This is a genomic window from Pseudomonas rhizosphaerae (assembly GCF_000761155.1).
In the GTDB taxonomy this organism is placed as follows: Bacteria; Pseudomonadota; Gammaproteobacteria; order Pseudomonadales; family Pseudomonadaceae; genus Aquipseudomonas; species Aquipseudomonas rhizosphaerae.
In genome coordinates this window covers 3,276,905-3,296,654 of the sequence record NZ_CP009533.1, presented here as the reverse complement: position 1 = coordinate 3,296,654, position 19,750 = coordinate 3,276,905, and the positions used below count along the sequence as shown (strand labels likewise).

Sequence of the window (19,750 nt, the reverse complement as noted above, 5' to 3'; positions counted from 1 at the left end):
CTCATGGACATTACCGAGCTGTTGGCCTTCAGTGCGAAACAAGGCGCATCCGATCTGCACCTGTCCGCAGGCCTGCCGCCGATGATTCGGGTGGATGGCGACGTGCGCCGCATCAACTTGCCGGCGCTGGACGACAAACAGGTCCAGGCGCTGATCTACGACATCATGAACGACAAGCAGCGCAAGGACTTCGAGGAGTTCCTGGAGACCGACTTCTCCTTCGAGGTGCCGGGTGTGGCGCGCTTTCGGGTCAACGCGTTCAACCAGAACCGCGGCGCCGGTGCGGTGTTCCGGACCATCCCGTCCAAGGTGCTGAGCATGGACGACCTGGGCATGGGAGATGTGTTTCGCAAGATTACCGAAGTGCCGCGCGGGCTGGTGCTGGTCACCGGGCCGACCGGGTCGGGCAAGTCGACCACCCTGGCGGCCATGATCGACTACCTCAACAGCAACAAGCACCATCACATTCTGACCGTGGAAGATCCGATCGAATTCGTCCACGAATCCAAGAAGTGCCTGGTCAACCAGCGTGAGGTGCATCGCGATACGCTGGGCTTCTCTCACGCCTTGCGCTCGGCGCTGCGCGAAGACCCGGACGTGATTCTGGTGGGCGAGATGCGTGACCTGGAAACCATTCGGCTGGCATTGACCGCAGCCGAGACGGGTCACCTGGTGTTCGGCACGCTGCACACCACGTCGGCGGCGAAGACCATCGACCGGGTGGTCGACGTGTTCCCGGCGGAAGAGAAGTCGATGGTGCGTTCGATGCTGTCCGAATCGCTGCAGGCGGTGATTTCCCAGACCCTGCTGAAGAAGATCGGCGGCGGGCGAGTGGCGGCCCACGAGATCATGATCGGCACGCCGGCGATTCGTAACCTTATCCGCGAAGACAAGGTTGCGCAGATGTACTCATCGATTCAGACCGGCGGGTCGCTGGGCATGCAGACGTTGGACATGTGCCTGAAGAACCTGCTCGCGCAAGGTGTGATCAGCCGTGACTCGGCCCGCGAAAAGGCCAAGTCGCCGGACAATTTCTGATCGGTGCATATCCAGCTGCACCGTGGCGTACCTTTTGCGGCCACAGACCGCTCCCACAGAACACCGCGGTTGTCGGTGGGAGCGGTCAGCGGCCGCGAAGGGCACGCCGCAGTCGATGGGGATCAGCGCTGCACGATACGCAACGCCGGTTCCTTGGGCAGGACGCGCTTGGCGACGGCGTAGTGGGTGTTCCAGTACGGCTTCTTCAAGGTGTCGATGGTCACGGCCTTGCCGCGGCGCGGGGCGTGGATGAAGCGGTCGTTGCCCAGGTAGATGGCAACGTGGTTGACCTTGCGGCTCTTGATGTTGAAGAACACCAGGTCACCCGGCTTGAGGTCCTTGCGTTCGACCTTGATGCCGTGGCCAGCAGCCATGGCGTTGGACGTGCGCGGCAGGTCGACGGCCTTCACATCGTTGAAGGCGTACTTGACCAAGCCACTGCAGTCGAAACCCTTGCTTGGGCTGCTGCCGCCCCAGCGATAGGGCGTGCCGAGCACATTGACCGCGCGGCTGAGTACATCGCTGCTCTGCTTAGAGGCGGCAGTACTGGCCTTGACGGTGGTGACTTTGGCCAGCGCCTGGCTATTGCCAGCGGGGCGGGTCACGACGATGCGCGGTGCACGTTGCGATTGTTCGGAAGCCGACTGGGCGGTGTAGCCGTTGAAGCCAGCGGGAAGTCGTTGCTCACGATTGGTGGCGTGGGCGGCCAGGGGCAATAATAGGCAGATGGTCAGCCATGTCTTGAAAAATGGACGCATTCGGCAGGGCTCATATGGATAGGCGCGCAGATTTATAACAGCTTTTTGTAGGGTTTTTAATCCGCTGGTCGAGGGGGGCAGGTCGTAAATGGCACCAAATCGGCGCAGAATTGTCTCTTGTGCGGCACGCGGAGCAGGTGCTGCAAGGGTTCAGCCGATGTCGGTCACAGAAATGCCATACGTCGGGACAGGACAAAAAAGTCACAAATTTGTTTAGAAAATTTTTATATCAGAGGACCTGCATCGAGAATGAACACCTATCGACTCCACGATACCCACAGCAAAGTCATGGGCTACCTGTTGTGGATTTTGGGCTTCACTGGCGCTCATCGCTTCTATTACGGCAAGCCGGTTACCGGGACGATCTGGTTTTTCACCCTGGGCCTGTTCGGCATCGGCTGGATCATCGACCTGTTCCTTATTCCTGCCATGGATCGCCAGGCCGACATGCGCTTTCACAGCGGTGAGACCAACTACAACGTGGCGTGGGTGTTGCTGACGTTCCTGGGTTTGTTCGGTGTACACCGCATGTACCAGGGCAAGTGGATCACCGGGGTGATCTACCTGCTGACCGGGGGGTTGTTTCTGGTGGGTGTGCTGTACGACTTCTGGACACTGAATGATCAGGTGTCGATGAAGAACGCGCAGCGTCGGTAGGGAATGGGTTGAGGCTTGCGGCCTCTTCGCGGGCAGAGGGCTCAGCCGCCCGCCCCGCTCCCACAGGCGGGCCGGGCGGCGTACCTTGTGGGAGCGGGCTCTGCCCGCGAAGGGTTCGCTACGGTATCAGTGACTGAAGCTGATATGCCCGTCCACCAGGGTGTAACGCACCGCTCCCGGCAAGGTGTGACCAAGGAACGGGCAGTTGGCACCCTTGGACAGCCAGCGTTCGCCGGCCACAGTCGAGACGTTTTCATCGAACAGCACCAGATCCGCTGCCGCGCCTACCTGCAGGCGTCCAGCCGGCAGCCGCATGGCGTCGGCCGGGCCTTGGCCCAGGCGGGCCAGCAGGGTCGGCAGGTCGAGCAGGCCATCCTGTACCAAGGTCAATGCCAAGGGCAGTAACAACTCCACACTGCTGATGCCCGGCTCGGTCGCTCCGAACGGTGCCAACTTGGCGTCGCGATCATGCGGCTGGTGATGGCTGGCAATCGCCTGCACCACGCCCTTCTTCACGGCTGCGCGCAGGCCTTCCCGGTCCTCTGCAGAACGCAGTGGCGGCTGAACATGGTACAGGCTGGAAAACCCAGTTAGTGCTTCGTCGGTCAGAATCAACTGGTACAGCGCCACGTCCGCCGTGACCGGCAGCCCTCGCGCCTGCGCCTGCTCGATCAACTCCACGCCGCGGGCGGTGGTCAACTGGCTGAAGTGCGCCCGCACGCCGCTCTGCTCGACCAGCAGCAGGTCGCGCGCCAAGGCGACGGTTTCCGCAGTGGCGGGAATGCCCGCCAGGCCCAGGAAGGCGGCGGTCGGCCCGTCGTGGGCGAGCCCGCCCGCAGACAGGTCACGGTCCTGGGAGTGGAAGATCACGGTCAGGTCGAACGTGGCGGCATATTCCAGCGCGCGGCACAGCGTGCGATTGTTACCGAAGCTGTTCAGGCCATTGCCGAAGGCAATGCAGCCGGCATCGCGCAGGGCGATCAGTTCGGCCAGTTGCTCGCCTTCCAGGCCCTTGCTCAAGGCACCGATCGGAAACACCTTGGCATGGCCGGCCTCGCGGGCGCGATCCAGAATCAACTCGGCTACCGCCGAGGTGTCCAGGATCGGCTTGGTCAGCGGTGGGCAGCACAGGCTGGTGACGCCACCGGCCGCGGCGGCACGGGTTTCGCTGGCGATAGTGCCCTTGCGGCTGTAGCCGGGCTCGCGCAGCGACACGCTGAGGTCGACCAGGCCGGGCGCGGCCACCAGGCCGCTGGCGTCCACGCGCTGGCTGGCGGTGAAATCGGCGGGTGCGTCGCCGATCGCTACGATCCGGCCTTGGCTGATGTGCAGGTCGGTGATCTGGTCCAGGCCGCTGGCCGGGTCGATCACCCGGGCGCCAAGAATACTGAGGCTCACTGGGCGTTCTCCTGCTCGAATTGACGCTGGGCTGTTTGCCCGCTCATGGCCATCGACAGCACCGCCATGCGGACCGCGATGCCGTAGGTGACCTGGTTGAGAATCACCGAATGGGGACCGTCGGCGACGGCCGACTCGATTTCGACGCCGCGATTGATCGGCCCGGGGTGCATGACGATGGCATCGGGCTTGGCGCCAGCCAGGCGCGCGGTGGTCAAGCCGTAGAGGCGATAGAACTCGCCTTCGCTGGGCAACAGGCCGCCGGTCATGCGTTCACGCTGCAGGCGCAGCATGATCACCACGTCGACGTCCTTGAGGCCCTGTTCCAGATCGGTGAAGACCTTGACGCCATACTGCTCGACGCCAATGGGCAACAGCGTTTTCGGGCCGATCACGCGGATGTCCGGGCAGCCCAGGGTCTTGAGCGCGATCATGTTCGAGCGGGCCACGCGCGAATGCAGAATGTCGCCAACGATCGCCACCGACAGGTTCTCGAAGCCGCCCTTGTGCCGGCGGATCGTCAGCATGTCGAGCATGCCTTGGGTCGGGTGGGCGTGGCGGCCGTCGCCACCGTTGATGATGGCCACTTCCGGGCTGACGTGCTCGGCGATGAAATGGGCGGCTCCGGAGTCGGCGTGGCGCACGACAAACATGTCCGCGGCCATGGCTTCGAGGTTGCGCAGAGTGTCGAACAGGGTTTCGCCCTTGCTGGTCGAGGAAGTCGACACGTTCAGGGTGATTACGTCGGCCGACAGGCGTTGGGCCGCCAGTTCGAAGGTGGTGCGCGTGCGCGTGGAGTTCTCGAAGAACACGTTGCACACGGTCTTGCCGCGCAGCAGCGGGACTTTCTTGACCGCGCGCGCGCCGACTTCCAGAAACGAGTCGGCGGTGTCGAGCACTTCGGTCAGCAGTTCGCGGGACAAGCCGTCGAGGGAAAGAAAGTGGCGTAGCTGGCCCTGGTCATTGAGCTGCAGCGGGCGCTTGGCGTCGATAGGCGTCATGGCGGGGGCTCTTAAAGGCTGGAGGCGGAAGCGAGGTCCTGGCGCTCGAGGGCGAGCGGGGACGGGCCGAGCAATTTTACCCGTTCGTGGGCGGCCAGCGACAGGGTGGCACCGACGATGTCGGGGCGAATCGGCAGCTCGCCAGCATCCAGGTCGAGCAGGCAGACCAGGGTCACGCTGGCTGGGCGACCGTAATCGAACAGCTCATTGAGGGCCGCACGGACGGTGCGGCCGCTCATCAGTACGTCATCGATCAGCACCAGGTGCTGGCCTTCGATCTCGAAGGGCAGGGCCGAGGGGCGCACTTGCGGATGCAGACCGTTTTGGCTGAAATCATCGCGGTAGAAGGACACGTCCAGGGTGCCCAGCGCAGCCTCGCTGTCCATCGCCTGCAGCAACGCCTGCGCGACCCAGACACCGCCGCTGTGAATGCCGATGTAGCGCGGCTCGGCAATGGAGCGCCTGGCCAGATGGGCCTTGAGGTCGACAGCCATCGCGCCGATCAGCTCGGCCGGGTTGGGAAGGCTCATGTGTGCTCCTGTGATTGATAGCGTCCAAAGAGAGTGGTGCAACGTGGCGCGGCTTGCACCGCACCTGTAGCAGCGGCGCAAGCCGCGTCGGTGTTCGTGCGGTGTACCTGAAGAAATGCGTCAGGGCCGGACGCAGCTTGCACCGTATCTGTAGCAGCGGCGCAAGCCGCGTCGGTGGTCGTGCGGTGTATCTGGAAAAATGCGTCGGAGCCGGACGCGGCTTGCACCGCTGCTACAGGGGGGTGGGGTGCGGCGGCTGTCATCTTCAGGCGTTGTCACCCAGCGCATTGGCCTCCAGCCAGCCCTGCAACAGCAGCTTGGCGGCGATGGCGTCGACCGGGTTGTCACGGTAGCTGCCACGCTGACCGCCGCGGGCCATGCGTTCGCCCTTGGCCTCGAAAGTGGTCAGGCGTTCATCGTGGGTGTGCACCGGGATGTTGAAGCGGCCGTTCAGGCGGCGGGCGAACTTTTCCGCACGTTCGCTCATTTCACTCGGCGTGCCGTCCATGTTCAGCGGCAGGCCAACCACGATGGCATCCGGCTGCCATTCCTTGATCAACGCTTCGACCCGGGTCCAGTCAGGCACGCCGTTCTGCGCCTTCAGGGTACACAGCTCGCGTGCCTGGCCGGTGATCATCTGGCCGACCGCGAAGCCGATCTGCTTGGTGCCGTAATCCACGCCGAGCAGCAGTCTGGGTGCGGCCATCAGGCGTGGCCCGCCTGGCTGGTGAGCAGGCTGAGGTTGACGCCCAGGCGTGCCGCCGCGGCGCCAAGGCGCCCCTCGCTGTCGGTGTTGAACAGAATGTCGGCATCGAAAGGGCAGGTCAGCCAGGCGTTGTCGGCCAGTTCGGCTTCCAGTTGGCCGGCTTCCCAGCCGGCGTATCCCAGGGTGATCAGGCTCTGCGCAGGGCCTGCGCCGTCGGCGATGGCGAACAGGATGTCCTGGGAGGTGGACAGCGACACTTCGCCCAGATCCACCGTGGCCTGGAACACCGGGCCGCTGGGGTGCAGGACGAAACCGCGGTCGGTCTGCACCGGCCCGCCGTTGTAGATCGGAACCTGCTGGCTAGACGCCGTGGGGCCGGTTTCCGGCCGCAGTTGCTCAAGAATGTCCGCCAGGTTGAGGTCCTGAAGACGGTTGACCACCAGGCCCATCGCGCCATTGGGCGTGTGCTCGACGATGTAGGTCAAGGTGTGGGCAAAGTTGGGGTCCGCCATGTGCGGCATGGCGATCAGGAACTGGTTCCTGAGGTAGCTCGTTTCGACGTTTTTCATAATTTGTAGTGTGGCTTCGCCTGGTCTGCCTGACAAGCTGGCAGGCGCAGTTTCATCTGCCTCAGTTGCTTTGCAGGCGGTCACCCTTGGCGAAGCGCCAGGTACGGATGATTTCCAGACGGTCGACGTCGGCCAGGTCGCCCGTGAACGGCGCGAACGGTGCGGCCAGGCGCACGATGCGCTGGGCGGCCTGGTCGAGCAACGGCTGCCCGGAGGACTCCAGCACCAGCACTTCGTAAAGCGACCCGTCGCTGTTGATCGAGACCATCAGGCGCAGGCTGCCGTAGATCTGCTGGCGCCGCGCTTCGTCGGGGTAATTGAGGTTGCCGATGCGTTCGACCTTCTTGCGCCAGTCGTCCTTGTACCAGGCGCCCTTGTCGCGCATGGTCGAAGCCGCGCTCAGGCGATGGATGCGCGGACGCTTGGCGTAAGCCTGCTGCTCATGGGACAGCTCGGCTTCCAGGCTGGCGATCTCGCTGGACAGCTGCGAGCTGTCGAATTCCGGGGTGACGGCCTTGGGCTTGGGGTCGGGTTTGACCGGCGGTGGGCGCGCCTCGGTCTTCACCGGCCGGGGTGCGGTGGTGGCCACGGCCTTCTTGGCTGGCGCAGGCTCGGGCTGGGTGACCGGCTTGGGCGCGGGAGGTGGCGTCACCTTGTTGATCTTGTCATCTTGGAAGGGCGCCACTTCGGTGGTCTTGGGCACAGCCTTCTTGTCCAGCGTCCCACTGCCTTGCTGGTTGTCCTGAGCCAGAAAATCCGCATCCTTGGGTGCGGTCTGGCTCTTGAGCGGGGCCAGGGTCACTTCCAGAGTCTTGCTGATTTCGGCAGGCGGCTGGGTGCCGAAGCCCACCCCGACGATCAGGGCAACGTGCAGCAATGCCGCGAGGAACAAGGTAAAGCCCAGCCGATCCGCAGGGCGAGGGCCGATGCGGGTCAGTTCAGCGGGGAGGTCGGCGGGCAGCGTCATGAAGAATCCGGCAGGCGTGCAACCCGGGCGGCGATGCGCGCCCGGTAACTGAAAGGGCGTGCATCATAACCCGTAGCAGCGGGGTAGGGTCAGCGTGCCTTGAGCTTGCGATCGATGGCGTCCATCAACTGGCCACCGATGTCGGTGCCGAACGCCGCATCGATTTCACGGATGCAGGTGGGGCTTGTGACGTTGATTTCGGTCAAGTGCTCGCCGATCACGTCGAGGCCGACGAACAGCAGGCCCCTGGCGCGCAGCGACGGGCCGACCTGCTCGGCGATCCAGCGGTCCTTGTCGCTCAGCGGGCGTGCTTCGCCGCGGCCGCCGGCCGCCAGGTTGCCGCGGGTCTCGCCGCTGGCGGGAATGCGCGCCAGGCAGTAGGGCACCGGCTCGCCGTCGATCATCAGGATGCGCTTGTCGCCGTCCTTGATCGCCGGCAGGTAGCGCTGCGCCATGATCTGTTGAGTACCCATGGCCGTCAGCGTCTCGAGGATGACTGACAGGTTCGGATCGCCCACCCGGTGACGGAAGATCGAGGTACCGCCCATGCCGTCCAGCGGCTTGAGAATGACGTCGCCATGCTCGGCCGCGAACTCGCGCAGGATGTCGGCACGGCGGCTGACCAGCGTCGGTGGGGTCAGTTGCGGGAACAGCGTGGCGAACATCTTCTCGTTGCAGTCGCGCAGGCTCTGGGGCTTGTTCACCACCAGTACGCCAGCGGCTTCGGCCTGTTCGAGCAGGTAGGTGCTGTAGACGAATTCGAGATCGAAGGGCGGGTCCTTGCGCATCAGAATGACGTCGAGATCGGCCAGCGGTGCGTCGAATTCCGACTCGAACTCGAACCAGTGCTGCGGATCGGCGAAGACCTTGAGCGGACGCATCCGGGCGCGGGCCTGGCCCTGGCCTTGATACAGGTCCTGGATTTCCATGTGGAACAGCGACCAGCCATGTGCCTGAGCAGCCAGCAGCATGGCCAGCGAGCTGTCCTTCTTGTAGGAGATGTTGGCGATCGGGTCCATGACAATGCCGAGGCGAACGCTCATGGGGTAGCTCCTGTGCGCGGGACGTGCCGCTTGCGAATGGGTCTTGGAAAGTGGCGTCAGGGTGGCGCCGCATGGCCCGCAGGTCAAGGGGCAGCGGCCGATGGAACGCTGTGGGAGAGTGTGCTAAAAAGGCTCGGGCAGGGCCAACGCACGCCACATTCACAGAGCCGACATGGAAAAGCCTCTTGCCCTCAAGGTCATGGTGATCGACGACTCCAAAACGATTCGCCGCACCGCCGAGCTGTTGCTCGAACACGCGGGCTGCCGGGTGATCACGGCCATCGATGGGTTCGATGCCCTGGCCAAGATCGTCGACGAGCGTCCCGATATCATCTTCATCGATGTCATGATGCCGCGCCTGGATGGCTACCAGACCTGCGCGCTGCTCAAGAGCAACAGCGCTTTCAGTGCCATTGCGGTGGTGATGTTGTCGTCGCGCGATGGCCTGTTCGACAAGGCGCGCGGGCGTAGCGTCGGCTCGGATCAATTTTTGACCAAGCCTTTCAGCAAGCAAGAACTGCTCGCTGCGATCGGTGCCCATGTGCCGGGTTTCGCTGCGTAGCAACCGTTGTCCGGCCCTGGCGCGTGCCAGGGTCTTCACCGCATGGGGAACAGCATGGCCCGAATCCTGATCGTCGATGATTCGCAGACGGAAACCTACAAACTCACCGGCATGCTGGAAAAGCACGGTCATGAAGTGCTCAAGGCCCAGAACGGTGCCGATGGCGTGGCCCTGGCCCGACAGGAGAAGCCCGACGCGGTGCTGATGGACATCGTCATGCCCGGCCTGAACGGTTTCCAGGCGACCCGTCAGTTGCACAAGGACGAAGACACCACGCACATTCCAGTGATCATGATCACCACCAAGGACCAGGAAACCGACAAGGTCTGGGGCACGCGCCAGGGGGCCAAGGGCTACCTGACCAAGCCGGTGGACGAGGACACCTTGATCCAGACGTTGAACACCGTACTGGCCGGTTGACCCGCGCCGATGCTGGAGTCCCGTACCGCCTTCGACCTGCTGCTGGATATCGACCAGCGTTGTCGCCTGCTGGCGGCCGAACTGCCTTCCCAGGAATTGCGTCTGCAGACGTGGAGCGGCATTGGCTTTCGCCTGGCCGGGCACTGGTACGTCGCGCCGATGGGCGAGGTCGCCGAAGTGCTGCCCGAGCCGCGCAGTACGCGGTTGCCGGGCGTAAGGCCGTGGGTGGTGGGCGTGTCGAACCTGCGCGGCCGCCTGCTGCCGGTGGTCGACCTGGGTGGCTTCTTCGGCCATGCCCTGTCGCCCCAGCGCAAACAGCACCGGGTATTGGTGGTGGATCGCGCGGACATCTTCGTCGGCCTGCTGGTGGACGAGGTGGTCGGCCTGCAGCATTTCGGCTCGGCCAGCCACGAACCTTCATTGCCTGATACGGCGCTGGCTGCGGCCGTGCCGTTCCTGCAAGGCCACTTCGTGCGTGAACACCGCTGGTGCGTGTTCAGCCCGGCCCGCCTGGTACAGGCTCCCCCTTTTCTGGATGTAGCACTCTGAGCATGCCTATGCGTAACCGTATTTTCCGCCATCGACTCGCCACGCGCAGGCCTGCGCGATGATCAAGGGCTGGCCGGGCAATTCCCTGCTGGGCTCCAGGGCGGGTGCGCAGATCATCGGGCTGTTCGTGGCCCTGGTGATTTTCATCGTCCTGCTGTTCGCCAATTTCACCTACCTTAATACCCAGTCCACCTACGACAAGCAGTACATCGGCCATGCCGGCGAATTGCGCGTACTGTCCCAGCGCATTGCCAAGAACGCCACCGAGGCTGCCGCCGGCAAGACTGCCGCGTTCAAGTTGCTGGCCGATGCGCGCAACGATTTCGAGCGCCGCTGGGGCTTTCTCAAGGAGGGCGACAGCGCCACCGGGCTGCCAGCGGCCCCGGCGGCGATGCGCGAACAGATGCGCCTGGTGCAGCGTGACTGGGATGAACTGCGGCAGAATGCCGATGCCATCCTGGCCAGCGAGCAGACCGTGCTGTCGCTGCATCAGGTGGCCGCGACCCTGGCCGAAACGGTGCCGCAATTGCAGGTCGAATACGACAAGGTCGTCGACACCTTGCTGCGCGGTGCAGCACCCGCCAGCCAGGTGGCCGTGGCGCAACGTCAGTCGCTGCTCGCCGAGCGCATTCTGGGGGCCGTCAACACGGTGCTGTCGGGCGATGAAAGCGCGGCCCAGGCGGCGGAGAGCTTCGGTCGCGACGCCAACCGCTTCGGCCAGGTGCTGGGCGGCATGCTCGACGGCAATGCGCTGATCCGGGTGACCCAGGTGCAGGACCCGGAGGCGCGCGCCCGCTTGCGCGAGATCGCCGAACTGTTCCAGTTCGTTTCGGGCAGTGTCGACGAGATCCTGGAAACCTCGCCCGAACTGTTCCAGGTGCGCGCATCGGCGAGCAACATCTTCAACCAGTCGCAAACCCTGCTGGAGGAAGCCTCGCGCCTGGCCAGCGGCTTCGAGAACCTGGCCAGCGGCCGTTCCGCCGGCACGGTCGGGGGCTATATCCTCGGCCTGTTGGCGCTGGCTTCGATCATTCTGATCGCCTTGGTGATGGTCCGCGAAACCAAGCGGCAACTGCGCCAGACCGCCGAGAAAAGCGAACGCAACCAGGCCGCGATTATGCGCCTGCTCGACGAGATCGGGGGCCTGGCCGACGGCGACCTGACCGTGACCGCCTCGGTGACCGAGGAATTCACCGGGGCCATCGCCGATTCGATCAATCATTCCATCGACCAGCTGCGCGACTTGGTCGCCACCATCAACCTCACCGCCGAAGAAGTGGCCACCGCCGTCCAGGACACCCAGGCCACGGCGCACCAGTTGGCACGGGCCTCGGGGCACCAGGCGCAGCAGATCAGCGATGCGTCGGTGGCGATCAGCGACATGGCCCAGTCGATCGACCGGGTGTCGACCAATGCCTGGGAGTCGGCCAAGGTTGCCGATCGCTCGGTGACCATCGCCAACAAGGGCAGCGAGGTGGTGAACAACACCATCCAAGGCATGGACAACATCCGCGAGCAGATCCAGGACACGGCCAAGCGCATCAAGCGGCTGGGCGAATCGTCCCAGGAAATCGGCCACATCGTCAGCCTGATCGACGACATTGCCGACCAGACCAGCATTCTTGCGCTGAACGCGGCGATCCAGGCTTCCATGGCGGGCGAGGCCGGGCGTGGCTTTGCCGTGGTCGCGGACGAAGTGCAGCGCCTGGCCGAACGGTCATCGTCGGCCACCCGCCAGATCGAGACGCTGGTGCGGGCGATCCAGGCCGACACCAACGAGGCGGTCATTTCCATGGAGCAGACCACCTTCGAAGTGGTGCTCGGTGCGCGCCTGGCACACGACGCTGGCATCGCCCTGGAAGAGATCGAAGGCGTTTCCCAGGATCTGGCCGAGCTGATCCAGATCATTTCCAGTGCGGCCCAGCAGCAGACCAGCTCGGCCGGGCAGATCTCCCACACCATGTCGGTGATCCAGCAGATCACCGAGCAGACGTCTTCGGGCTCCAGCGCCACGGCCGAAAGCATCGGCAACCTGGCGCAGATGGCCAGCGAGATGCGCCGTTCGGTGTCCGGCTTCACCTTGCCGGCGCCCAGCGTCGAAGCGAAAGCGGAGTGATCATGGCTGAACGGCACGAATACGTACTCCCGGCCTTGTGCGAGGAGTTGCTCAAGGTCAAGGAGCAGTTGGACCTGTTCGTGCGCGGTGGGCGCGAGTACACCCAGGAATTGAACGCGCTGATGGCGCCGTTGCGGCAGATTGCCGACGCCCTGGCGGTGCTGGGCTTTGGCCAGCCACGCAAGGTCATCATCGACCAATTGGCGGTGATCCAGGGCCTGGTGCAGGGCACGCGCGAGCCCAACGACGCCGTGCTGCTGGACGTCGCCGGAGCGCTGCTCTATGTCGAAGCCACCCTGGCCGGCATGGCCGGGCCCAGCGATGCGTCCGGCCGCGACGAGCCGCAGGCCTCCAGTACCGACCTGACGCAGATTCGCCAGGTGGTGATGCGTGAAATCCGTTTCGGCCTGCAAGAGGCCAAGGACGTGCTGGCCGATTCCAGTGACGCACAGTGGGATCCGCAACGCCTGCAAACGCTTGCCCCATTGCTCACGCAGTTGCGCGGCGCCCTGGTCATGCTGACCTTGCCTCGTGCTGCTGCCGTGCTGCAAGCCTGCAACCACGTCGTCGAGGCCAGCTTGCCGACCGGCTCGACGCCCTCGACGCGAGCCCCCCTGGAACGAATAACGGCCGCTCTGACGGCGGTCGAGCACTACCTGCAGCGCACCAGCGAGGCACCGCAGCTTGCCCATGAAGCGTTGCTGGAAGTGGCCGAGGCGGCCCTGGCGCTGACTGCGCCGCAACTCGACTTACCTGTGCCGCTGGTTGCTGACCAGTCACCTGCTGCAAGCAGCCCGGAGCCCGAACCCCTGGATACCCAGCTGCTGGAGATTTTCCACAGCGAGGCGCTGAGCCATCTGAGTGCGGTCGAGCGCTTTCTGGCGCTGGACGAACAGGGCAACGACGTGGCCGTCAGCGACGAGTTGCAGCGCGCCTTGCATACCCTCAAGGGCAGTGCGCTGGTGGCCGGGGTGACGCCGTTGGCCGAGCTGGCCACTGCATTCGACGTCATGGCCCGCGAACTGCGCGCTCACCGGCTGCCGTTCCAGGCTCGGGAATTGGGCCTGCTGGGCGATGCCCACTACCTGATGCGGCAGAAGCTGCTGCAGTTGCCGGCACAGCCGCTGGCGCCCATTCCAGGTGCCGCAGCGTTGATCCAGCGCGTGCAGGACTGCGCCGCCGAGCGCTTGCAGGGTGTCCAGGCGCAAGGCGATACCCGGCGGGTCCAGGCGCCGCAACTGATCGAGCGGTTGCTGGACGAGGGCATGGACATCCTTCTCGATGCCGAGCGGCTGCTGCAGCGCTGGCAGCAACAGCCGGCCAGCCGCCAGGCGTTGCCGAGGTTGCTCGACCAGTTGACGCTGTTGGGCGAACAGGCGCAATTGACCGACGTGCAAGCGCTCGACGAGTTGTGCGAGGCGCTACTCGATCTTTACGGCGCGGTCGAAGAAAGCAGCCTGAGCGTCAGTCCTGGCTTTTTCCAGCAAGCCGAGCAGGCTCAGGAAGCCATGATCGGCATGCTCGACCAGTTGGCCGCAGGCCAGGAGGTCAAGCCGCAGCCCACTCACGTGCGCGCCCTGCGGACGTTGCTGCAGGGGTCTCTGGACCCGCAGGCCATGGGTGTCGTGCAGCGCGACGGCGGCGCGATGGTCGATCTCGCCCGGTTCGGCGACGCTGTCGCGACCGGGGACGACGAGGCGTCGCGGCTTGAAGAGTCCATCGAGCAGACCCAGCGACGCTGGCTGAGCGAGCCGCGTTCGGAAAGCGCGCACGCGGACGACGCCGACGGTGAGCTGCTGAACATTTTCGTCGAGGAAGGCGTGGACATCGTCGAGAGCGCCGGTGCGGCCTTGTTGCGCTGGCAGACCGAGCCCGCTAACCATCTCGAAGCGGAAAACCTGCTGCGCGACCTGCATACGCTCAAGGGCGGTGCACGCATGGTGGAGATCGGTCCGCTGGGCGATCTGGCCCATGAGCTGGAAGCGGTCTACGAACGTGTCTCCCAAGGCCAGTTGCAGGCCTCGCCGCAACTGTTCGGCTTGTTGCACAAGGGGCACGACCGCCTGGCCCAGATGCTCGACGCCGTACGCGCCCGGCAACCCTTGCCGGCGGCCGGGAAGCTGATTGCCGCAATCGCCGAGTTTGCCGCTGGCAGCGAGCCTGGCGTGCCTGCCACCCTGCCCAAGCCCGTGGCCGCCGAGCCGGTGGCCACGGAGCGTGGCCCGGTCGACGTGATCAAGGTCGGGGCCGAGCTGCTCGACGAACTGGGCAACCTGGCTGGCGAGACCTCCATCTTTCGCGGGCGCATCGAACAGCAGGTCAACGATGCCCAGGCGGCGTTGCAGGAAATGGAAACCACCATCGAACGCATGCGCGACCAGTTGCGCCGCCTCGATACCGAAACCCAAAGCCGTATCCTCAGCCGTCAGCATGTGGATGGCCAGGGTTACGAAGACTTCGATCCGCTGGAAATGGACCGCCATTCGCAACTGCAGCAGCTCTCGCGGGCCTTGTTCGAATCGGCTTCGGACCTGCTCGACCTCAAGGAAACCCTGGCTGGGCGCAACCTGGAGGCGCAAACCTTGCTGCAGCAGCAGGCACGGGTCGACAGTCAGCTCCAGGAAGGCTTGATGCGCACTCGCATGGTGCCGTTCGAGCGACTGCTGCCGCGTTTGCAGCGGGTGGTGCGGCAGGTGGCCGAGGAGCTGGGCAAGGAGGTCGAGTTCGAAGTCAGCGAGGCTCAGGGCGAGATGGACCGCAGTGTGCTCGAGCGCATGATCGCCCCGCTCGAACACATGCTGCGTAACGCCGTCGACCATGGTCTGGAACCGGTGGAGATGCGCCTGGCTGCCGGCAAACCCGCCGTGGGGCACATTCGCCTGGCCTTGCTGCATCAGGGCGGCGACATCGTCATCGAGATGAGTGACGACGGCGCCGGCGTGCCCCTGGCTGCCGTGCGCGCCAAGGCCATCAAGCGCGGCTTGCTGGATCCGCACAGTGAACTCAGCGATCACGACGTGATGCAGTTCATCCTCCAGCCCGGCTTTTCCACGGCCACCAAGGTCACGCAGATTTCCGGCCGTGGCCTGGGCATGGACGTGGTTCACGAAGAGGTCAAGCAGCTGGGTGGTGCCATGAGTATCGACTCGCGGCCGGGGCAGGGCGCGCGCTTCCAGATTCGCCTGCCGTTCACCGTGTCGGTCAACCGTGCTCTGATGGTGCAGTGTGGCGAAGAACAGTATGCGATACCCCTGAACAGCATCGAGGGGATCGTGCGGGTCATGCCCGGCGAGTTGCACGACGCCTACCAATCGGCACCGCCGCGCTATGGCTATGCCGGACGGGTCTACGACCTGCGCTACCTGGGTACCTTGCTGCATGGCCGCGCCGTACCCTCGTTGACGGCGCAAAGCCAACCTTTGCCGGTGCTGTTGGTGCGTGCGTTCGATCAGCAGGTGGCGGTGCAGGTGGATGCCCTGGCCGGCTCCCGCGAAATCGTGGTGAAGAGCCTGGGCGCCCAGTTCGCGGCCGTGCCGGGGCTGGGCGGTGCGACCATCCTTGGCGATGGCAGTGTGGTGCTGATTCTTGATCTGCTGGCCCAGTTGCGTGCGCGGCAAGGCGTGGCGGTGGCGCGCACCGGTTACCAGCACGGTGCGCAGGTACGACGCTTGCAGGTACTGGTGGTCGACGACTCGGTGACGGTGCGCAAGGTCACCAGTCGCTTGCTGGAGCGCCACGGCATGCAGGTCCTGACCGCTAAGGACGGGGTCGATGCCATGGCGCTGTTGCAGGAGTACAGCCCCGACATTCTGTTGCTGGACATCGAGATGCCGCGCATGGACGGTTTCGAGGTGGCCCGGCGTATCCGCCAGCACCCCACGCTCAAGGCTCTGCCCATCATCATGATCACCTCGCGCACCGGGCAGAAGCATCGCGAGCGAGCGATGGCCATCGGCGTCAACGAATACCTGGGCAAGCCCTATCAGGAGAGCCATTTGCTGGAATGCATCGAACGCTGGGGAGCAACCCATGCTTGACCGCGCGATCGGCCGCCGCGACAGCCTCACCGCACTGCTGCTGCCCCTTGCCGACCGCAGCCTGTTGCTGCCCAACGTGGCGGTCGCCGAGCTGATCGACTATGTGCCCGGCGAGCCGGTGCTGGGGGCCGCGCGCTGGCACCTGGGCATGATCGAGTGGCGCAACCTGCGCCTGCCGCTGGTCAGCTTCGAAGCCGCCAGCGGTGGCGAGGCCGTGATCGGCGAGCGGGCCCGCATCGTCGTGCTCAACGCCTTGGGCGAAACCTCGACGCGCTTCATGGCCGTATTGATCCAGCACGTGCCGCGCTCGTGCCGAGTCGACAGTCAATTGAGCTACGTCGACGTACCGCTCAAGCCGCTGGAGCTGGCAGCGGTGCAGGTCGGCGAAACCGTGGCCCGAGTGCCTGACCTGACCGCCCTGCAAAACCTGCTACACAACGCGTCGTAGACAGGTTGTCGCGTAATCGTTGCAGAGCTTTACAGCGCTCGGTGCGCCCGGCACTCTGGCCATTGTCATTGCTGCTGGGACCTCGTAATGCTCGACCGCGCTTTTCTCGCCTTCGTCTTCTGTGCTGCTCTGTTCGGCGGCAGTGCCGTGCGCGCCGAGATCCCGGCGGGATACTCGATGGTGTTGCTGACCGAGAACTTTCCGCCCTACAACATGGCCAGCAACGACAAGAACTTCGCCCAGGAAGACAATATTCGCGGCATCGCTACCGAGCTGGTGCGGGAAATGTACCGACGTGCCGGCATTCCCTACAGCATGACCCTGCGCTTTCCCTGGGACCGCATCTACAAGCTGGCCCTGAGCAATCCGGGCTATGGCGTATTCGTCACTGCACGCCTGCCCGAACGCGAGAAGGCCTTCAAATGGGTCGGCCCGCTGGGTCCGGACGACTGGATCATGCTGGCCCGCGCAGACAGCCCGATCACGCTGGAAACCCTCGATCAGGCTCGGCCCTACCGGATCGGCGCCTATAAAGGCGACGCCATTGCGCAGAGCCTGGCCGAGCGCGACATGCGCCCGATCGTCGCCCTGCGCGACCAGGACAACGCGGGCAAATTGCTGGGCGGGCAGATCGACCTGTGGGCCACGGGCGACCCGGCCGGTCGCTACCTGGCACGCCTGGAAGGGGTTACCGGGCTCAAGACGGTGCTGCGCTTCAACAGTGCCGAATTGTACCTGGCGCTGAACAAGGAGACGCCGCAGGAGGTAGTGGACCGCCTGCAACGGGCGCTCGACGACATGCGCCGCGAAGGCGTGGTCGATCGGGTGTTCGCCGATTATCTATGACACCCGGCAGATACCAGTCAGTGGTAGATGCCACCCTTGCCGTGGGCGGCGGTGGCGCGGTTGCCGCGCTCGCCGATCATCTGCCGGACCGGTATCCATTCGACTCCCCTGGCCTTCAAGCGCGGTAGCTCGCGCTCCAGCACTTCCAGGGTCTGTGGATAGGGGTGGCCGATGATCACCACGGTGCCCTGCTTGTGCGCCAGGGCAATGGCCTTTTCAAGCTGGCCGGCGATGGCCTCGACGGTGCGCGTGTCATCCAGGAAAACATCTCGCGACAAGCTGGCCAGGCCAATGCTCTGAGCCTTGGCGGCGGCCACGGTGGCGGCGCTGGTGCGGCTGTCGACGAAGAACATGCCGTGCTGCTGCAGCTCGTTCATCAACAGGGCCATGGCTTCAGGCTGCGAGGTCATGCGGCTGCCCTCGTGATTGTTCAGGCCGGCGGCATACGGCACGGCCCGCAAAGCGGCCTGCAGGCGGCCGAGCAATCCACTGGCGGGCATATCGGGACGCCAGGCGAACGGGCCAGTCGCTGGGTCCATCGGCATGTGCACCATCACGGTCTTGCCGGCCTTGTGCGCCTGACGGGCAAAATCCGCGGCATGCGGGGTGTCGGGCATGATCGCCAGGGTGACAGGGCCGGGCAGGGCGAGGGTGCGGCTGTCTCGCGCGGGCGACTGGCCCAGGTCGTCGATGATCAGGGTCAGGTATGCCGGCCCGGCGAGGACGGGTCCGGCAGTCAACAGCAGCATGGCGAGCAACAGGACGCGGCCCATGTCAGTTGCCGCGCGTCACGCTCAGGCCCTTGAGCAGGCTGAGTGCCTGGCTGATCTGGAAGTCGTCGTCCTGTGGCCGGGCCTTGCGGGCGCCGATCACGGCCTTGCCCGAAGGTCGGTCGGCGCCGCCGTTGCCGTTGCCCAGATGGCCCTGCAGGTCGGCTTCCTTGAAGCTTTCGGTATCGGCATCGCGGGTCAACTTGCCCTGACGCACCTCGACATCTGGAATGATGCCCTGGGCCTGGATCGAACGGCCGTTGGGCGTGTAATACAGCGCCGTGGTGATCTTCAGGGCACGATCGTTGTTGAGCGGCAGCACGGTCTGTACCGAGCCCTTGCCGAAGCTGTCGGTACCCATGAGGATGCCGCGCTTCTGGTCCTGCAGCGCACCGGCGACGATTTCTGCAGCCGAGGCGCTGCCGCCGTTGATCAAAACGACCAGAGGCACGCGCTCGCTGGCATCGGCCGGGTCGGCGGAGAAGCGCAGTTCCGAGTTGGCGATGCGGCCCTTGGTGTAGACGATCAGGCCCTTGGTCAGGAAGTGGTCGGCCACTTCCACGGCGCTTTGCAGCACACCGCCGGGGTTGTTGCGCAGGTCGAGGATCAGCCCCTTGAGCTTGCCGTTGTTGTCTTTGCGCAGTTTCGCCAGGGCCTTGCCGACTTCTTCGCCAGTCTTGACCTGGAACTGGGTGATGCGCAGGTAGCCATAGCCGTTTTCCAGCAACTGGGCCTTGACGCTCTTGACCTGGATGGTGGCGCGGGCCAGGGTCACGTCGAAGGGCGTGCCGCCGTCGCGCACCAGGGTCAGGGTGATCTTCTCGCCGAGCTTGCCGCGCATCAGGTCGACGGCTTCAGTCATGCTCAGGCCCTGGGTGGGCTGGTTGTTGATCTTGACGATCAGGTCGCCCGCTTCGATGCCGGCCTTGGAGGCGGGCGTGTCGTCGATGGGCGAGACCACCTTGATCATGCCATTGTCGCTGCCCACCTCAATGCCCAGGCCGCCGAACTCGCCGCTGGTGCTTTCCTGCAACTCCTGGAAGTCTTCAGGGCCCAGGTAGGCCGAGTGCGGGTCGAGGTTGCTGAGCATGCCCTTGATGGCGTTCTCCAGCAGGGTCTTGTCATCCACAGGCTCGACATAGGCCGCCTTGATGCGGTCCATCACCTCGGCGAAGGTACGCAGCTCGTCGAGTGGCAACGGCGCGGCGGCCGGCGCCGCACCGCCTGCCCGGACAGGCTGGGGGGCCAGATCGGCGGCGACCACTGCAGGCGCGGCGGCGGCCATGGCGATCGTCAGGGCCAGCGAGGTAAGGCGGGACAGATGCGGCATGTCTA

General features: G+C 64.8%; 18 protein-coding genes and 1 pseudogene. 9 read left to right on the top strand and 10 right to left on the bottom strand.

Going from position 1 to position 19,750, the window contains the following annotated elements:
* Positions 1-3 precede the first annotated feature (3 nt).
* Complete coding sequence (locus tag LT40_RS14595) at positions 4-1,038, top strand: type IV pilus twitching motility protein PilT (protein WP_043191513.1); 1,035 nt, start codon at positions 4-6, stop codon at positions 1,036-1,038.
* 122 nt (positions 1,039-1,160) lie between these two features.
* On the opposite strand, the gene LT40_RS14590 is transcribed toward LT40_RS14595, so the two are convergent.
* Positions 1,161-1,796 carry a C40 family peptidase gene (locus tag LT40_RS14590; protein ID WP_043191512.1) on the bottom strand — a complete coding sequence of 212 codons (636 nt, stop codon included), beginning with the start codon at positions 1,794-1,796 and terminating at the stop codon, positions 1,161-1,163.
* Between the two features lie 249 nt (positions 1,797-2,045).
* On the opposite strand from LT40_RS14590, the gene LT40_RS14585 reads away from it, so the two are divergent.
* On the top strand, positions 2,046-2,453 hold the full coding sequence (locus LT40_RS14585) for an NINE protein (protein WP_043191509.1): 408 nt from the start codon (positions 2,046-2,048) through the stop codon (positions 2,451-2,453).
* A 126-nt stretch (positions 2,454-2,579) separates the two neighbouring features.
* Here LT40_RS14585 and LT40_RS14580 read toward each other — a convergent pair whose 3' ends face one another.
* From LT40_RS14580 to gshB, 7 genes are all read right to left on the bottom strand, one after another.
* A complete protein-coding gene (locus tag LT40_RS14580; RefSeq protein WP_043191507.1) occupies positions 2,580-3,851 on the bottom strand; it encodes a dihydroorotase in 1,272 nt (423 codons plus the stop codon).
* Entirely contained in the window at positions 3,848-4,852 is a 1,005-nt protein-coding gene (locus LT40_RS14575) for an aspartate carbamoyltransferase catalytic subunit (protein ID WP_043191505.1), read from the bottom strand. The genes LT40_RS14580 and LT40_RS14575 overlap by 4 nt, the downstream gene beginning before the upstream one ends.
* A gap of 11 nt (positions 4,853-4,863) precedes the next feature.
* Positions 4,864-5,382 (bottom strand): bifunctional pyr operon transcriptional regulator/uracil phosphoribosyltransferase PyrR, encoded by a 519-nt coding sequence (pyrR, locus tag LT40_RS14570; RefSeq protein ID WP_043191503.1) that lies wholly within the window; start codon positions 5,380-5,382, stop codon positions 4,864-4,866.
* A gap of 265 nt (positions 5,383-5,647) precedes the next feature.
* Positions 5,648-6,088: a Holliday junction resolvase RuvX gene (gene ruvX, locus LT40_RS14565; protein WP_043191500.1), complete on the bottom strand. Its 441-nt coding sequence runs from the start codon at positions 6,086-6,088 to the stop codon at positions 5,648-5,650.
* Complete coding sequence (locus tag LT40_RS14560; RefSeq protein WP_043191498.1) at positions 6,088-6,657, bottom strand: YqgE/AlgH family protein; 570 nt, start codon at positions 6,655-6,657, stop codon at positions 6,088-6,090. The genes ruvX and LT40_RS14560 overlap by 1 nt, the downstream gene beginning before the upstream one ends.
* A 61-nt stretch (positions 6,658-6,718) precedes the next feature.
* Positions 6,719-7,624, bottom strand: a complete 906-nt coding sequence (locus tag LT40_RS14555) for an energy transducer TonB (protein ID WP_043191495.1) — start codon at positions 7,622-7,624, stop codon at positions 6,719-6,721.
* Positions 7,625-7,713: 89 nt separating this feature from the next.
* Positions 7,714-8,667, bottom strand: a complete 954-nt coding sequence (gene gshB / locus LT40_RS14550) for a glutathione synthase (protein WP_043191492.1) — start codon at positions 8,665-8,667, stop codon at positions 7,714-7,716.
* A 172-nt stretch (positions 8,668-8,839) separates the two neighbouring features.
* Here gshB and LT40_RS14545 point away from each other — a divergent pair, with 172 nt between their 5' ends.
* The 7 genes and pseudogenes from LT40_RS14545 to LT40_RS14515 all read left to right on the top strand — a co-directional run bounded on the left by LT40_RS14545 (position 8,840) and on the right by LT40_RS14515 (position 17,645).
* Positions 8,840-9,229: a response regulator gene (locus LT40_RS14545; RefSeq protein WP_043191489.1), complete on the top strand. Its 390-nt coding sequence runs from the start codon at positions 8,840-8,842 to the stop codon at positions 9,227-9,229.
* A gap of 54 nt (positions 9,230-9,283) precedes the next feature.
* Positions 9,284-9,649, top strand: a complete 366-nt coding sequence (pilH, locus tag LT40_RS14540) for a twitching motility response regulator PilH (protein ID WP_043191486.1) — start codon at positions 9,284-9,286, stop codon at positions 9,647-9,649.
* 9 nt (positions 9,650-9,658) lie between these two features.
* Positions 9,659-10,198, top strand: a complete 540-nt coding sequence (locus tag LT40_RS14535; protein ID WP_043191483.1) for a chemotaxis protein CheW — start codon at positions 9,659-9,661, stop codon at positions 10,196-10,198.
* A 58-nt stretch (positions 10,199-10,256) separates the two neighbouring features.
* Complete coding sequence (locus tag LT40_RS14530) at positions 10,257-12,314, top strand: methyl-accepting chemotaxis protein (protein WP_043191481.1); 2,058 nt, start codon at positions 10,257-10,259, stop codon at positions 12,312-12,314.
* Positions 12,315-12,337: 23 nt separating this feature from the next.
* Positions 12,338-16,351 (top strand): annotated as a pseudogene (locus tag LT40_RS14525) (response regulator); the annotation flags it as partial.
* Positions 16,344-16,799, top strand: coding sequence for a chemotaxis protein CheW (locus LT40_RS14520; RefSeq protein ID WP_043191478.1), 456 nt, complete (start codon positions 16,344-16,346; stop codon positions 16,797-16,799). The pseudogene LT40_RS14525 and the gene LT40_RS14520, both read left to right, overlap by 8 nt.
* 87 nt (positions 16,800-16,886) lie before the next feature.
* The gene (locus LT40_RS14515) at positions 16,887-17,645 is read left to right on the top strand and encodes a substrate-binding periplasmic protein (RefSeq protein ID WP_043191475.1); all 759 of its coding nucleotides are present in this window, start codon (positions 16,887-16,889) and stop codon (positions 17,643-17,645) included.
* 17 nt (positions 17,646-17,662) lie between these two features.
* Here LT40_RS14515 and LT40_RS14510 read toward each other — a convergent pair whose 3' ends face one another.
* Together LT40_RS14510 and LT40_RS14505 are read right to left on the bottom strand one after the other, a co-directional pair.
* Positions 17,663-18,394 carry a divergent polysaccharide deacetylase family protein gene (locus LT40_RS14510; RefSeq protein ID WP_052393533.1) on the bottom strand — a complete coding sequence of 244 codons (732 nt, stop codon included), beginning with the start codon at positions 18,392-18,394 and terminating at the stop codon, positions 17,663-17,665.
* Positions 18,395-18,419: 25 nt separating this feature from the next.
* Positions 18,420-19,745: a S41 family peptidase gene (locus tag LT40_RS14505; protein WP_043191471.1), complete on the bottom strand. Its 1,326-nt coding sequence runs from the start codon at positions 19,743-19,745 to the stop codon at positions 18,420-18,422.
* Positions 19,746-19,750 lie beyond the last annotated feature (5 nt).

What these genes read in the sequence shown, in the direction of transcription:
- LT40_RS14595 (WP_043191513.1), top strand. Translation starts at nt 4, where the DNA reads ATGGACATTACCGAGCTGTTGGCCTTCAGTGCGAAACAAGGCGCATCC.
- LT40_RS14590 (WP_043191512.1), bottom strand. Translation starts at nt 1,796, where the DNA reads ATGCGTCCATTTTTCAAGACATGGCTGACCATCTGCCTATTATTGCCC.
- LT40_RS14585 (WP_043191509.1), top strand. Translation starts at nt 2,046, where the DNA reads ATGAACACCTATCGACTCCACGATACCCACAGCAAAGTCATGGGCTAC.
- LT40_RS14575 (WP_043191505.1), bottom strand. Translation starts at nt 4,852, where the DNA reads ATGACGCCTATCGACGCCAAGCGCCCGCTGCAGCTCAATGACCAGGGC.
- pyrR (WP_043191503.1), bottom strand. Translation starts at nt 5,382, where the DNA reads ATGAGCCTTCCCAACCCGGCCGAGCTGATCGGCGCGATGGCTGTCGAC.
- ruvX (WP_043191500.1), bottom strand. Translation starts at nt 6,088, where the DNA reads ATGGCCGCACCCAGACTGCTGCTCGGCGTGGATTACGGCACCAAGCAG.
- LT40_RS14560 (WP_043191498.1), bottom strand. Translation starts at nt 6,657, where the DNA reads ATGAAAAACGTCGAAACGAGCTACCTCAGGAACCAGTTCCTGATCGCC.
- LT40_RS14555 (WP_043191495.1), bottom strand. Translation starts at nt 7,624, where the DNA reads ATGACGCTGCCCGCCGACCTCCCCGCTGAACTGACCCGCATCGGCCCT.
- gshB (WP_043191492.1), bottom strand. Translation starts at nt 8,667, where the DNA reads ATGAGCGTTCGCCTCGGCATTGTCATGGACCCGATCGCCAACATCTCC.
- LT40_RS14545 (WP_043191489.1), top strand. Translation starts at nt 8,840, where the DNA reads ATGGAAAAGCCTCTTGCCCTCAAGGTCATGGTGATCGACGACTCCAAA.
- pilH (WP_043191486.1), top strand. Translation starts at nt 9,284, where the DNA reads ATGGCCCGAATCCTGATCGTCGATGATTCGCAGACGGAAACCTACAAA.
- LT40_RS14535 (WP_043191483.1), top strand. Translation starts at nt 9,659, where the DNA reads ATGCTGGAGTCCCGTACCGCCTTCGACCTGCTGCTGGATATCGACCAG.
- LT40_RS14530 (WP_043191481.1), top strand. Translation starts at nt 10,257, where the DNA reads ATGATCAAGGGCTGGCCGGGCAATTCCCTGCTGGGCTCCAGGGCGGGT.
- LT40_RS14520 (WP_043191478.1), top strand. Translation starts at nt 16,344, where the DNA reads ATGCTTGACCGCGCGATCGGCCGCCGCGACAGCCTCACCGCACTGCTG.
- LT40_RS14515 (WP_043191475.1), top strand. Translation starts at nt 16,887, where the DNA reads ATGCTCGACCGCGCTTTTCTCGCCTTCGTCTTCTGTGCTGCTCTGTTC.
- LT40_RS14510 (WP_052393533.1), bottom strand. Translation starts at nt 18,394, where the DNA reads ATGCTGCTGTTGACTGCCGGACCCGTCCTCGCCGGGCCGGCATACCTG.
- LT40_RS14505 (WP_043191471.1), bottom strand. Translation starts at nt 19,745, where the DNA reads ATGCCGCATCTGTCCCGCCTTACCTCGCTGGCCCTGACGATCGCCATG.